This is a genomic window from Nonomuraea sp. NPDC050404, from assembly GCF_040655495.1.
GTDB lineage: Bacteria > Actinomycetota > Actinomycetes > Streptosporangiales > Streptosporangiaceae > Nonomuraea.
Window position 1 is genome coordinate 563508 of record NZ_JBFAKB010000003.1, and the last position, 13876, is coordinate 577383.

General features: G+C 69.3%; 12 protein-coding genes. 7 read left to right on the forward strand and 5 right to left on the reverse strand.

The window, feature by feature from the left end; genetic code table 11:
* Positions 1-382 precede the first annotated feature (382 nt).
* The 5 genes from AB0I81_RS11110 to AB0I81_RS11130 all read left to right on the forward strand — a co-directional run bounded on the left by AB0I81_RS11110 (position 383) and on the right by AB0I81_RS11130 (position 7639).
* Positions 383-733, forward strand: a complete 351-nt coding sequence (locus AB0I81_RS11110; protein ID WP_043629845.1) for an STAS domain-containing protein — start codon at positions 383-385, stop codon at positions 731-733.
* Between the two features lies 1 nt (position 734).
* On the forward strand, positions 735-1154 hold the full coding sequence (locus tag AB0I81_RS11115) for an ATP-binding protein (RefSeq protein ID WP_360653625.1): 420 nt from the start codon (positions 735-737) through the stop codon (positions 1152-1154).
* Positions 1155-2447: 1293 nt separating this feature from the next.
* Complete coding sequence (locus tag AB0I81_RS11120) at positions 2448-3977, forward strand: LamG-like jellyroll fold domain-containing protein (protein ID WP_360653628.1); 1530 nt, start codon at positions 2448-2450, stop codon at positions 3975-3977.
* Positions 3978-4497: 520 nt separating this feature from the next.
* Positions 4498-6819, forward strand: a complete 2322-nt coding sequence (locus AB0I81_RS11125; RefSeq protein WP_360653631.1) for a sodium-translocating pyrophosphatase — start codon at positions 4498-4500, stop codon at positions 6817-6819.
* Between the two features lie 352 nt (positions 6820-7171).
* Entirely contained in the window at positions 7172-7639 is a 468-nt protein-coding gene (locus AB0I81_RS11130; protein ID WP_360653634.1) for a histidine phosphatase family protein, read from the forward strand.
* 13 nt (positions 7640-7652) lie between these two features.
* Here AB0I81_RS11130 and serB read toward each other — a convergent pair whose 3' ends face one another.
* From serB to AB0I81_RS11150, 4 genes are all read right to left on the reverse strand, one after another.
* On the reverse strand, positions 7653-8873 hold the full coding sequence (gene serB / locus AB0I81_RS11135; protein ID WP_360653637.1) for a phosphoserine phosphatase SerB: 1221 nt from the start codon (positions 8871-8873) through the stop codon (positions 7653-7655).
* Positions 8874-8951: 78 nt separating this feature from the next.
* The gene (locus tag AB0I81_RS11140) at positions 8952-9503 is read right to left on the reverse strand and encodes a hypothetical protein (RefSeq protein WP_360653640.1); all 552 of its coding nucleotides are present in this window, start codon (positions 9501-9503) and stop codon (positions 8952-8954) included.
* A 104-nt stretch (positions 9504-9607) separates the two neighbouring features.
* Positions 9608-10618: an S-adenosylmethionine:tRNA ribosyltransferase-isomerase gene (locus AB0I81_RS11145; RefSeq protein ID WP_360653643.1), complete on the reverse strand. Its 1011-nt coding sequence runs from the start codon at positions 10616-10618 to the stop codon at positions 9608-9610.
* On the reverse strand, positions 10615-11271 hold the full coding sequence (locus AB0I81_RS11150) for an SDR family oxidoreductase (protein ID WP_360653646.1): 657 nt from the start codon (positions 11269-11271) through the stop codon (positions 10615-10617). The genes AB0I81_RS11145 and AB0I81_RS11150 overlap by 4 nt, the downstream gene beginning before the upstream one ends.
* 116 nt (positions 11272-11387) lie before the next feature.
* On the opposite strand from AB0I81_RS11150, the gene AB0I81_RS11155 reads away from it, so the two are divergent.
* On the forward strand, positions 11388-12503 hold the full coding sequence (locus AB0I81_RS11155; RefSeq protein ID WP_360653649.1) for a GAF domain-containing sensor histidine kinase: 1116 nt from the start codon (positions 11388-11390) through the stop codon (positions 12501-12503).
* Positions 12500-13120, forward strand: a complete 621-nt coding sequence (locus AB0I81_RS11160; RefSeq protein ID WP_360653652.1) for a response regulator transcription factor — start codon at positions 12500-12502, stop codon at positions 13118-13120. The genes AB0I81_RS11155 and AB0I81_RS11160 overlap by 4 nt, the downstream gene beginning before the upstream one ends.
* On the opposite strand, the gene AB0I81_RS11165 is transcribed toward AB0I81_RS11160, so the two are convergent.
* Positions 13117-13830 carry a hypothetical protein gene (locus AB0I81_RS11165; RefSeq protein ID WP_360653655.1) on the reverse strand — a complete coding sequence of 238 codons (714 nt, stop codon included), beginning with the start codon at positions 13828-13830 and terminating at the stop codon, positions 13117-13119. The genes AB0I81_RS11160 and AB0I81_RS11165 overlap by 4 nt on opposite strands.
* Positions 13831-13876 lie beyond the last annotated feature (46 nt).

Here is a 13876-nt window from a genome sequence, read left to right on the forward strand (position 1 = left end):
GGCTTCGTACTGGTGAGGCCAGAGTCCTGTCACCCCGCGGTTCGCCAAGCGCGTAACAAGTACTTCAGGCGTCCATTTGGGCCAACAGACTTGACCGGCCTGACGTGCTGGAACATGCTCCACATGGGTGACACGCTCGTGACGTGCGGGAACGCCAAGCAGGTGGTGGAGGAGTGGACCTGCCTGTTGTGGGGAGGATCCGGAGGAAGTCACTGTTTCCAGTCTCGCATCGGTGGGCAGAGTCGCCGGGAATCGTGATTTCGTATAGACACAAGCCAGGCGCGTGGTTGAATGCCGCGCGTCAGGGTCGGACAGTCTGGGGCCACGCTCCAGGTTGCCAGGCCCGCAAGAGTACTTTCGCAGGCGAGGCGCTGGAGGATCTGTGGATCTGAAGTTGGATCACCGCACCGAAGACCGACTCACCATCGTGGAGGTCGAGGGTGAGATCGATGTCTACACGGCGCCGAGATTGCGTGAGCTCCTCATCGACCTGGTGAACAAGGGCAACTTCCACCTTCTTGTGAACATGGAGAAGGTCGACTTCCTCGACTCCACGGGCCTTGGCGTCCTGGTCGGGGGGCTCAAGCGGGTACGTGCGCACGACGGCTCCCTCGAGCTCGTCTGCACCCAGGAGCGCATCCTCAAGATCTTCCGGATCACCGGTCTGACCAAGGTCTTCGGGATCTACGCTTCGGTCGACGAGGCCAAGGAAGCTCACGGCAAAGACAAGTAGCATGGCTACCGTCGAGCTGACGTTCAGCGCCCTTCCCGCCCATGTGCGGACTGCAAGGCTGGTGGCGACGGCGATCGCTCGCCGCACCGGCGTGCAGGAATCACTGCTGGACGAAGTCAGGCTCGCTGTGGGTGAGGCGTGTTCCCGGGCGGTGGAGGCGCATCGCGCGCACTGTCCGGGCGAGCCCATCCGGATCGAGCTACGTGACGACTCCGGGCGCTTCGAGGTCACCGTCAGCGACCAAGCCCCCAGCGAAGAGATCAAGCAGGAACGACCGCTCGATCTCGGCATGCTCTCCGACTCGTTCATGTCCAACTTTGGGCTGGCGGTCATCGAGGGCCTGGCTGACGACGTCGAGGTGTTTCCCAGCCCCAAGGGAACCAACATTCGTATGAGCTGGCCTGCCACCGTCGGCGTCTGACCGATCGGCCGGCGGGTCGGCTCGGCCCGTGGTGATGCTCAGCCGTGGTGGTTGATCGTGCTGGGGTCGGAGGGTGGGCCGGCCCATGGGGTACTCAGCTGCGGTGGTTGATCGTGCTGGGGCCGGTGGTGGGTACTGCTGCTGGCGATGATGTCGGAGCGGCCGAGGGGCTGAGCTGGGCATAGGGCTTGGCACCCAGGTCGGTTGGTTGGCAGCGGAGGTTGTAGGCCGTTGAGGCCCGCGAACGGCGGTGTGCGCCGTCGAGGGTTGCGAGCGGTTGGGGTGAGAGTTCCGGCGGGGCAATGTGCGCGCTTGCGTGGCCAATGTGCGCGCTTGCGTGGCCTGCGTCGAGCTGTGCGGCTGCATGAGGTCGGTCATGGTTGCGTGGCCCGAGTGGGGTTGTGTGGCCTGGGTGGGGTTGTGTGCGGCTGCATGAGGCCCGGCGGGGTTGCGAGTGGCTAGCGTGACCAGGGCGGAGCCTTGAGCGGCTGAGTGCGGTTCAGCGGGGTTGTCAGCGGCTGGGTGGGTCCAGCCAGCGGGGGTTCACAAGCAGATGCGTGGTCCAGCGCGGGGTGAGCGGCTGGCTGGGGGCTGTGGGCCGCTACGGCATCCAGGGTTTCTTGGAGGCTGGCCAGGCTGGCACTGAGGTCGGTGTGATGGTCGGTCGACCGCTTGTCAGCCGACGATGCTCTGCGTCGCTGCTGCTCGTGTGGTCGGTCGCCCGCGTTGCCTGTGATGTCGGTGTTGTCGGAATCTGAACGATCTCTCGCTGCGTGTTGCCGGTCTGCGTCTTGTCGGCCGGCCGGTCTGCCTCGCCGTTAAGGATCCGTGCCGTCGTCGGGTTCGTGTCGCCTGACCGGGCAGGGGCGCTCTCAGCGCGGCTGACGGTGTCGCTGCCCAGCGCGCCACTTCAACGCCGCAAAGCCGCAGAGCCCGCCAAGCCCGCCAAGCCCGCCAAGCCCGCAGAGTCTAAATGCCTCAGTGCCTCAATGTGTCCGGCCTCAGGGTGTCGGGGGCGTCCGGTCACGGGGTGTCTGGGTGTGCTCGTATTCGGCGTGTCCCGCGGGCCCAACTGCAGTGCGTCCAAAACGGTCGGTGCATGGCCGATATCGGGTTGTGGCAGGGGTCCGGTGGGGGCGGCCATGAATTGGCAGGCCGGGAGATCACGTTCGTGTCCCGGGTTTGAGCACGGGATATGACGGAAGATCGCTTGCCCGATACGTAAGTGATCTTTACTTCTCCACAATTCCCATGTCATGATCTCTGCGATTTTGCCCGAAAGAAAGGTCACCTGTGCGATCTCCCCGATTAACCGTCAGCTCCTGGGTCTCGCTGCCGGCCGTTCTCGCCCTAGCCGCCTCGCTGACCGCCACACCGGCCTTCGCCCAAGTCGACTCTCCCGCCCCTGACACGAAACCCGGCCTGCCGAGCAACGCGAAGGTGGACACCTCCTTCCGGGCCGAATCCGCATCGCCGAAGGCTCAGTCCAAGGCCGAGGCGCAGGACACCGTCGCGGCCAACGGCCTCGTCGCCGCGTACGGCATGGACTCCACCACGGGAACGGTCGTCGCCGACAGTTCCGGCCTGAACAACAACGGCACCGCCCTGGACACGGCCTGGGTCAACGGCAAGTACGGCCGGGGCCTGTCCTTCAACGGCGGGACCAGCCTGGTGTCCATCGCCGACGCGCCATCGCTGCGCCTGACGAACACCCTGACCCTGTCCGCCTGGGTCCGGCCGTCCTCCGTGGACGGCTGGCGGACGGTGCTGTCCAAGGACTTCGACTCCGGCGACGGGGCGAGCTTCATGCTGTACGGCTCCAACTCGACCGCCCCCTCCGGATGGATGGTCGTCGACTACACGAGCTACGAAGCCGACGGCACCTCCGCCCTGCCCGTGAACACCTGGAGCCACCTGGCCACCACCTACGACGGGACCACGGCACGCCTGTACGTCAACGGCACGCAGGTGGGCCAGGTCCCGGTCACCGGCAACGTCGACATGGACGACGGCAACCTGCTCATCGGCGGCAACATCATCTGGGGCGAGTACTTCGCCGGGCTCATCGACGAGGTCCGGGTCTACAACCGGGCTCAGTCGGCCCAGGAGATCCAGACCGACATGAACACCGCTGTCCCGGCTCCCCCGCCGACGCAGACGACGGTCTCCCTGCCGCTGCTCTCGGACACCTACACCGCGACCTACACCGACTCGCAGCCCGCGCACACGGCGCTGTGGGCGGGTGGCTTCACCGCCGACGGCGTGATGGAGTTCGAGCGGACCTACCTGAAATTCGACACCGCGCAACTGGCCGGCAAGACGATCGTCGATGCGCAGCTTGAGCTCTTCAACTCCAGCTCCGGCGGCTGTGCGTCGCCGGGTCAGAGCCTGAAGGCCCAGCAGGTCACCGCGGCCTGGGACCAGAACACGCTCACCTGGGCGAACCAGCCTGCCGCCACTGCGACGGGCGAGGCGAGCGCGGGCGACCCCGCAGGCTGCGGAACCGTCAACGTGCCCTGGAACTGGACGGTGAAGTCGATCGCCGAGAGTTGGGCCGGCGGAACCGCGAACCACGGTCTGGTGGTGCGGGCCGCCATCGAGAACCCGGCGGGCCAGTCCTACGACCGCGCGTTCCACTCCTCGGAGCGCACGGGAACCGGCGTCCGGCCTCCCAAGCTCACGGTCACCTACACGGAGTCGGCCCCCGCCGAGCAGCAGGCCAAGCGGTCGGCTTCCCCCGTGCCGGTCCCGAAGGCGAAGTCGGGAGACTCGGCGCCCAAGCCGGAGAGGTCATCCGGTAGCTCGAGCCGCAACCTGCGATAGATAGTCACAGCAGCACGTTCGAAGCGCGGGTGGCCGTGGTCCGGCCGCCCGCACTCCGGATCAGGGCGGGTGGTCACGCCAGGCCACTCGCACACCGGATCGAATGCCCCTAGGGCGGGTGGTCATATCGGACCACCCGCCCGTATCGTCGTGCGCCGCCTCACCCTGGACCCTCCAGGCCCGAAAGCCTCCTCGCTCCCAAGTCATACGCCCTGCATAACCGAGTTCCGGTCGGACCGATTCCGAACCTTTCAGGGTCCGTAAACCTGGGGAAATTTCACTTGTCAGATCCCAAACCGGGTCACTGGCAGGGGATTACCAGACACTCGCACAATTAGCCGCCGCGAGAGCCTTCATATCCGCGGAGGGCCTGCGTAGACTCCCGGCACCGGCCAAGGTGATCCGGCGGAACGCGGATTCAACCGGAAGCGGCACCCATAACCCGGATGGTGCCGCAACACCCGCCGAGGAATTCTGCAGCACCGCCCGGGCGAGACGACCGGTCTTGCCGAGGAGAACGATGAGCAGGCACATGCTGGCAGCGGAGCCAGCGTCCAATCTGGTCCTGAGCGGTAACAATCTCACCATCGTGATCGTGGTCGCCGCGGTCGCACTGATCGCGCTGGCCGTCGCAGGCGGCCTGGTGCGCGAAGTGCTGTCCGCCGGCCAGGGCACCGAACGAATGCAGAACATCGCGCGCGCCGTCCAAGAGGGCGCCGCCGCCTATCTCACACGTCAGTTCCGCACGTTGGCGATCTTCGTCATCGTGATTCCCTTCCTGTTGCTCCTGCTACCAGGGGAAACAGACGTACGTGTCGGACGTTCGATCTTCTTCGTGGTCGGTGCGGTGTTCTCCGCCCTGACCGGGTTCATGGGCATGTGGCTGGCCGTGCGCGGGAACGTTCGCGTCGCCGCCGCGGCCAAGGAGTCGGGCGAGAAGCGCGCCATGCGCGTCGCGTTCAGGACCGGCGGCGTGGCCGGCATGTTCACGGTGGGCCTCGGCCTGCTGGGCGCGGCCGTCGTCGTCTTCGCCTACCAGGGGGACGCGCCCAGCGTGCTCGAAGGCTTCGGGTTCGGGGCGGCGCTGCTGGCCATGTTCATGCGGGTCGGCGGCGGCATCTTCACCAAGGCCGCCGACGTCGGCGCCGACCTGGTCGGCAAGGTCGAGCAGGGCATCCCCGAGGACGACCCGCGCAACGCCGCCACCATCGCCGACAACGTGGGCGACAACGTGGGTGACTGCGCGGGCATGGCCGCGGACCTGTTCGAGTCGTACGCGGTCATGCTGGTCGCCAGCCTCATCCTGGGCAAGGCGGCCTTCGGCGAGCAGGGGCTGATCTTCCCCCTCATCGTCCCGATGATCGGTGTGATCACGGCGATCATCGGCATCTTCATCACCGGGATGCGCAGCGGCGACCGCAACGGCATGGCCGCGATCAACCGCAGCTTCTTCATCTCGGCCGGCATCTCGGCGGTCCTCGTGATCGCGGCCGCGTTCTGGTACCTGCCGAGCAGCTTCGACGGCCTGACCGGCAGCAGCATCGTGAACTTCGACGGCGACCCCAGGCTCATCGCCATCGGCGCGGTGCTGATCGGCCTCGTGCTGGCCGGCGCCATCCAGCTGCTCACCGGCTACTTCACCGAGACCAACCGCCGTCCCGTACGCGAGATCGGCGAGAGCTCGGCCACCGGCCCCGCGACCGTCATCCTGGCCGGCATCAGCGTCGGTCTGGAGTCGGCGGTCTACTCCGCCCTGATCATCGGCGGCGCGGTCTACGGCGCGTTCCTGCTCGGTTTCGGGAACGTGACGATCGCGCTGTTCGCGGTGGCGCTGGCGGGCACAGGGCTGCTGACCACGGTGGGCGTCATCGTCTCCATGGACACCTTCGGTCCCGTCTCCGACAACGCCCAGGGCATCGCCGAGATGTCCGGCGACATCGAGGGCGAGGGCGCCCGCGTGCTGACCAGCCTGGACGCCGTGGGCAACACCACCAAGGCGATCACCAAGGGCATCGCCATCGCCACGGCCGTACTCGCGGCGACGGCACTGTTCGGCGCCTTCCGCACGGCCGTGGAGGGAGAGCTGGCCGTGGCCTCGGACGCGGTCAAGAGCGCGCTCGGCGGCTTCCAGAACTTCTCGCTCGGCATCGACCAGCCGAACGTCCTGGTCGGGCTGATCGTCGGCGCCGCGGTCGTGTTCCTGTTCTCCGGTCTGGCGATCATGGCGGTCGGGCGCGCCGCGATGCGGGTGGTCTTCGAGGTACGCGACCAGTTCCGCAACAAGCCCGGCATCATGGACGGCACCGAGGAGCCCGAGTACGGCCGCGTCGTGGACATCTGCACCCGCGACTCGCTCCGCGAGCTGGCCACGCCCGGCCTGCTGGCGGTCATGACGCCGATCGCGGTCGGGTTCGCGCTGGGGTACGCGCCGCTGGGCGCGTTCCTGGCCGGCGCCATCGCCTGCGGCACCCTGATGGCCGTCTTCCTGTCCAACTCCGGCGGCGCCTGGGACAACGCCAAGAAACTCGTCGAGGACGGTCACCACGGCGGCAAGGGCTCCGAGGCGCACGCCGCCACGGTCATCGGCGACACGGTCGGCGACCCGTTCAAGGACACGGCGGGTCCTGCCATCAACCCGCTGATCAAGGTGATGAACCTGGTGGCGCTGCTGGTGGCGCCGGCCGTGGTGATGTACGCGGCCAACCCGGCCCTGCGCATCGGCATCACCGTCGTGGCGGTGGGCGTGGTGGTCATCGCCATCGTGGTGTCCAAGCGTCGGCGGGTGGCCAACGAGCCGGCCAGCAACAACAACAACCGCGCGCACGAGCCCGTGGCGTCGTAGCGCCCACAGCTCGTCGATCGACAGGCGCCCGTTCCCTGCTCCCAGGGGACGGGCGCCTGCTCGTACCCCCCACAGCCCTCAGGAGCCAAGCAGGAGCCCCAGGGCCCCAGGAGGCGGTACCGGGCCACCCCGGTGGGAAACTGGGCTGCGTGAGCGATGACAAGCGGCCGAGCGGTGGGAAGACCCTGGGCCTGATTCTCCTGGCGATGGTCGCGGTCCTGGCCGTGCTCGTCGCGCTGTCCATCTGGGCGTCGAGGACGGGGTGAGCGCGTGAGTGTCTTTCAGCTGGGTGTCGAGGGCAGGGTGAGCGAGTGAGTGTCTTTCAGCTGGGCGTCGAGGACGGGATGAGCGCGTGCGTACTTTGATCGTGTTGCGGCACGCGAAAGCCGCCCAGGTCCCCGGCCTGGCCGACCGCGAACGACCCCTGACCGACCGGGGCGGGCGCGACGCCAAACGGCTGGGCGACGAGATCAGGGCGGCCGGCCTGGAGCCGGACGTGGTGTACTGCTCACCGGCGCTCAGGACCAAGCAGACCGCCGAATTCGCCTTCCCCGGCATGGAGATCAGCTACGAGCGCGACATCTACGAGGCGTACCCGCAGGAACTGCTGGAGATCGTCCGCCGCACGGACGCCGGCCTGAGCACGGTCGTGTTGTGCGGGCACAACCCGGGCGTGCACGAGCTGGCCCTGGGGCTGGCGGGGGGAGACTACACGTTCAGGCCGGGGGCGTTCGCGGTGATCCGGGTGGAGCAGGCGTGGGAGGACCTCTGGCCGGGCCAGGGGAGCCTCGTCACGCGCTGGGACCCCAAGGAGCACTGACCCGACCCCAAACTCACTGGGGAGCCAGCACGCCGTCCTCGGCGTCGGCCGCCTCCACCTCGTCCCGCGAGATCCCCAGCAGGTAGAGGATCGAGTCGAGGTACGGCGTGTTCACCGCCGTGTCCGCCGCCTGCCGCACCACGGGCTTGGCGTTGAACGCGATCCCCAGCCCGGCCGCCGCGATCATGTCCAGGTCGTTGGCCCCGTCGCCGATCGCCACGGTCTGGGAGATCGGCAGGTGGGCAGCGCGCGCGAACCGCTCCAGCGCCCGCGCCTTGCCCGGCCGGTCGACGATCTCGCCGACGACGCGCCCGGTGAGCCGGCCGTCGTTCACTTCGAGCGTGTTGGCGGCGGAGTAGTCGATGCCGAGCTCCTCCACCAGAGTGTCGGTGATCTGGGTGAAGCCGCCGCTGACGATGGCGAAGCGGTAGTCGAGCCGCTTGAGCGTGCGCACCAGCGTACGGGCGCCGGGCGTGAGCACGACCTCCTTGCGCACCCGCTCGATCACCTCGGCGGACTGCCCTTCGAGCAGGGCCACCCGGCGCTTGAGCGACTCGGCGAAGTCCAGCTCGCCGCGCATGGCCTCCTCGGTGACCCGGGCGACCTCCTCCAGGCAGCCGGCGTGGGCCGCGAGCAGCTCGATGACCTCGCCCTTGATGAGGGTGGAGTCGACGTCCATGACGATCAGCCGCTTGGCCCGGCGGGACAGGCCGGTGCGCTGCACGGCCACGTCCACCTTTTGGGCGGCGGCCTCGGCGGCCAACTCCACGCGCAGCGCGTCGGGGTCGGCACCGGACACGGACAGCTCGATGCAGGTGACGGGTGACTGGGCGAGGCGTTCGATGCGGTCGATGTTCGCGCCGGCGGCGGCGATGCGGCCGGCGATGCCCGCGATGGCGGCCGGCTCAAGCTTGGAGCCGAGCACGCTGACGGACAGGCGGCCGCGGCGGCGCGCCTCCTTGGCCTGCGATCCGGTGGAGAGCTCCACCTCCATGCCGAGGTCCTCGGCCACGCTCTCGACGGCGGTCCACATGGCGCCGAGCGTGGTGCCGGTGCCGGTCGGGGGACCGCCCGCGTACGCGACGAGCACGCCGAGAGTGAGCCGGCCTCGGATGACGACCTGCTCGATGTCCGCAACCGTCACGGGAAAGCGGGACAGGACGGAGAAGAGACGCGAAGTGACGCCCGGACGGTCGGGGCCGGTCAGTGTGATCAGGAGGGTGCGCTGGTCCACATCCGCCCACGGTACTGCGCCCGGACCGATGCTCGTGAAGCAGGTAGGCCATTCGGGCACGGGCGCAGTCGTTCGGGACTAGCGGACGACCTTGGTCTTGGCCGTCTTCACGAAGCCGTGCACGGGCACGCCGAGCCGGTCCAGCTCTTCCTTGCTCATGTTCTCAAAGCCCTGGTCAGCGCTGTAGGCGACGACGCCGAGCTTGGCCGTCAGGGTGCCCTTCGCCTTCTTGTCGACCTTCGTGGTGAAGGCCATGGCGACGGACTCGCCCTTCTCGACGACCTTGGGGGCGAGGCAGAAGAAGGCGCGGCCGTCAAGGGCGCACTCGGTGCCCTTGACGGTGGTGCCGAAGCGGATCCGCTTCAGGTCGACGCCCTTCGGGAACTCGCCGCCGATGAACCAGGCGTCGGCGTAGTGCGGGCCCTTGTTGGTGGCGTAAATCGTGTACGTGATCTTTGCGCCGGCCTTGACCTTCTTCGGTGCCTTCACCGTCACGTCGAAGGTGGAGAAGGGCTCGTCGGCCTTGACGGCGGCGGTGGTCGCCGTCGCGGCCGAGGCCGGAATGGCGGGAAGGAGCAGAGCGCCGGCCAGTAAGGCCAGTGACGCGACCTTGGGCAGGGAGTTAGACATTCGACTTCTCCGAGTCAGGAAAGAGGACACGGGGGCGTCACAGCACAAAGCCCCCGTAAATGCCCGCTGTTCCTATCACGAAACTAAAATCTAAGTAAAGACTATTACTTGAGTATCAAGTGCGTGTCGCCGAACTCGTGCCACAGATATCCCTTACGCAACGCCTCCTCGTAAGCCCGCGACAAGGCGGTTTCGCCCGCGATCGCGGTCAGCATGAGCAGATGACTGGAGCGCGGCTCGTGCATTCCGGTGATCAACCCGGTCACGGCCCGCACACCGACCTGAGGCGTCACGATGTGCCTCGTCCAGCCCCGCGAGGCCGTCACCTGCCCGCCGGCGTCCACCGCCGTCTCCAGGGCCCGCACGACGGTGGTCCCCGCCGCCACCACCCGGCCGCCGTTGCGCCTGGTCAGGTTCACCAGGTCCGCGGTGGCGGCCGGCACCTCGTACCGTTCGGCGTAGGGCGGCTCGTCCTTCTCCGGCGAGGCGACCCCCGTGTGCAGCGTGATCGGCGCGATCCCGATCCCGCGCGCCACCAGCTCCGTCACCAGGTCCGCGGTGAACGGCCGCGCCGCGCTCGGCATCTCCGCGCTGCCCGGCACGGTCGCGAACACGGTCTGGTAGGTCTCGATCGGCCAGTCCCGCGTCACGTACGAGTAGCGGATCGGCACCCCGTGCACCCGCAGGTACGCCTCCACCTCCCGGTCCAGCTCGGCCCGCCACAACCGCGGCGTCTCGCGCTCGATCAGCCGCAGCGTGGCCCGTCCCGGCATGGGCAGCCACTCGCCCGGCTCGCCACCGCCGTAGGGCTCGGACGCCTTGGCGGTACGGCGGCGCAGCTCGACCAGCCACGTGCCGTCCTGCCTGGCGGTCGAGAAGTGCACGGCCAGGCGGTCCAGCCGGACGGCCGCGGGCAGGGTCGCCGAGTTGTTCACCACGATCAGGTCGCCCGGGTCCAGCAGCCCCGGCAGGTCCTTGAAGTGGTGATGGCTCGGCTCCTCCTCGCCACGCGAGAGCATCAGGCGTACCGCGTCCCTGGCCATGCCCCTGGCCTCCGGCGGCTCCTGCGCCGACAGTCCCGGCGGCAGCGTGAAGTCCAGTGCGACGGTGGTCATTGCAGGCTCACCTTCCCGCTCGCGGGCCGGGAGGCGAGGAGGTCGTACAGTGCCGCCGCCACCTTGGCGGGATCCGCGGCGCCGGCGGCCTCCTCCGCGCCCACCGCGTCGGCGAGCATCCGGGTGTTCATCTCGCCGGGATCGACCCACCACACGCGCAGGTCGCGCTCCTCGGCGGACAACACGTTGGAGAGTTGTTCGAGCGCGGCCTTGGTGGCCCCGTAGCCGCCCCAGCCCTCGTACGCGCCGGTGGCGGCGTCGGAGGTGATGTTCACGATCGAGCCGCGGGCGGCACGCAGCGCGGGCAGCGTGGCCTGGACGAGGGCGAGCGGCGCGGTCACGTTCGTCTCCAGCAGCGCGCGGAAGGTGTCCAGCGGGTAGTCGCCCAGCGGCGGCAGCGGCGTCGCGCCCAGGTCGCTGGCGTTGTTGACCAGCAGGTCCAGCTCGGGCGCCGCGGCGGCCAGCCGCCGTACGTGCGCGGGGTCGCTCACGTCGCCGGGGACCGCCGTCGCCCCGAGCTCGTCGGCGATCCGTCCCAGTTCCTCCGCCCCACGGGCGGTGAGCACGAGTTTCCAGCCCGCGCCCGCCAGCGCCCTGGCCAGAGCCAGGCCGAGTCCGCGTGAGGCGCCGGTGATGATTGCGGTGTTCGTCATGTCACCGACGCTAGGTACGCGCCCCGCGCCGCACATCGGCCGCAGGGCCCGCCCCCGCCTGGGCATATCGTCCTAGGACCGGCGAACCCCAGGTCGCCGGGCTCTAGAGTGGGGCCGTGACCTCCGACCGAGACGAGATCCTGCAGGCGGTGAGCTCCGCGGTGCTCGCGGTCACCCGCCACCTGTCGGTCCGCGAGGTGCTGCAGGTCATCGTACGCTCGGCGCAGCGCCTCCTCGACGCCCGCTACGCCGCCCTGGGCGTGCCCGACGAGGACGGCTCGTTCGCCGAGTTCGTCGCCGAGGGCCTGACCGACAAGCAGTGGGACGCGATCGGCCCGCTGCCCAGGCAGCACGGCATGCTCGGCGCGATGTTGCGTGAGGGGACCCCGGTCAGGCTGCCCGACCTGCGCAAGGACGACAGGTTCGAGTGGTGGCCGAAGGCGCACCCGGTGATGAAGGACTTCCTCGGGGTGCCGATCCGCGACGGCGAGCAGGTGCTCGGCATCATCTTCCTGGCCAACAAGCGCACCGGCGGCGGCTTCACCCGGGAGGACCAGGAACTGCTCACGCTGTTCGCCGCGCACGCCGCGATCGCGCTGACCAACGCCAGGCTCTACGAGCACGGGCGCGAGCTGGCGATGCTGGAGGAGCGCAACCGGATGGCCAGGGAGTTGCACGACGCGGTCACCCAGAAGCTGTTCTCGCTCAGGCTCTCCGCCCAGGCCGCCGGCACGCTGCTGGACAAGGCCCCCGACAAGGCCGCCGCCGAGCTCGAACGCGTCCAGCGGCTGGCCGGCGAGGCGCTGTCGGAGCTTCGGGCGGTGATCGTCGAGCTGCGCCCGGCCGAGCTCGACCGGCACGGGTTGTCGGAGACGCTGCGCAAACACGTACGCCTGCTGGACCGGCTGCACCCGCCCGTGGTCGCGTTCGAGTGCGGCGATCTGCCGCCACTCGACCCCGCGGTCGAGGTGGCGATGCTGAGGGTGGCCCAGGAGGCGCTGCACAACGCGCTGCGGCACGCCGGCGCGCGGACGGTCTCCGTGCGCCTGGCCTACGAGGACGGCAAGGTCGGGTTGTGCGTGCGCGACGACGGCGACGGGTTCGAGCAGGCGGACTCGCGCGGGCTCGGGCTGATGTCGATGCGCGACAGGGCCGAGTCCGTCGGGGGCGTCCTGACAGTGGAGTCGGTGCCCGGCCGGGGGAGCACCGTGTGCGTGGAGGTGGGCGTGTGATCCGGGTGCTGATCGCCGACGATCATCCGGTCGTCCGGCAGGGGCTGCGTACGTTCCTCGACCTCCAGGACGACATCACGGTCGTCGGCGAGGCGGGCGACGGCGAGCAGGCCGTCGAACTGGTCGGTGAGCTGCGGCCCGACGTGTTGTTGCTGGACCTGAAGATGCCGGTGCTGGACGGCCTCGGCACGCTGGAGCGGCTCACCGGCGTCACCACCAGGATCGTGGTGCTGACCTCGGTGAGCGACCCCTCGGACGTGGGCCCGGCGATGCGGGCGGGCGCCGCCGGGTTCCTGTACAAGGACGTCGATCCGCTCGCGCTCGTCCAGGCCGTCCGCGCCGTGCACGGCGGCCAGGTGCTGCTGGCCCCCGAGGCGGCCGAGGCGATGCTGGCCTCCCCGTCCAACGGCGCCGCGCCCATGCCCGTGCCGCTGACCGAGCGGGAGCGCGAGGTGCTGGCGCTCATCGCGGCCGGCCGCTCCAACAGGGAGATCGCCAGGAGCCTGGCGGTGGCGGAGAAGACGGTCAAGACCCACGTCTCCAACGTGCTGATGAAGCTGGGAGTGCAGGACCGCACACAGGCCGCGCTGTACGCGGTACGTCACGGCCTGGCCTAGTTCCTGGCCGGCTCGAAGATCGCGTGGTGGGCCGCCACGAGCGCACGGCGTACCGCGTGGTCCAGCTCGCGCAGGGCTGCGCCGCGCACCGCGACCTGGCCCGCGGTCAGCCCCCGGTCGTCGGCCAGGTGCAGCACTCCGGCCAGCCGCGTGGCCAGCGTGGAGACCCGGTGCGCGCGGCCGGGATAGCCCGGCGCGAGCTCTCCGCCCGACACCTCCCGATCGGGACGGTTCTGTGCGGGACCTGCCACGGACGCCAGCGCCTCGGTGGCCGAGCGCATCGCGCCGGACAACTCCCGCTCGGCCTCCGCCAAGGAGGGCAGGTCATGGCGTACGGGCCCCGCGTCGTGCACTTCGAGCAGCACCCCGACGTAGGAGGAACCACGACGGTCAGGCTGGGGCACCAGGCCGAGGTTGCGGTCGGCGAGCACCACGATCACGGCCTGGCCGGCGTCCACCGCGGCCGAGTTGAACGGCGGCGGCCCCGACAACCCCAGCGGATCGCCGGGCGCGGGCAGTGCCAGCCGCAACTCGCGCAGTCCGTCGGAGCGCAGGTTTGCGAGGTATTTACGTAGGGGGACATCGCCCGCGACGGCGGGCCCGGCGGTGGCTTCCACGTGGTCAGCCGCCTCGTCGAGGCCCACGTGACCGGCCAGCCACGCGTTGCCCCAGGCGACCAGGGATGGACAGACAGTCGATTGAGGGCGCACCGATCCACGATAAGCGCTCGCCCTGCAATAGGTTTGTCCCGAGGGT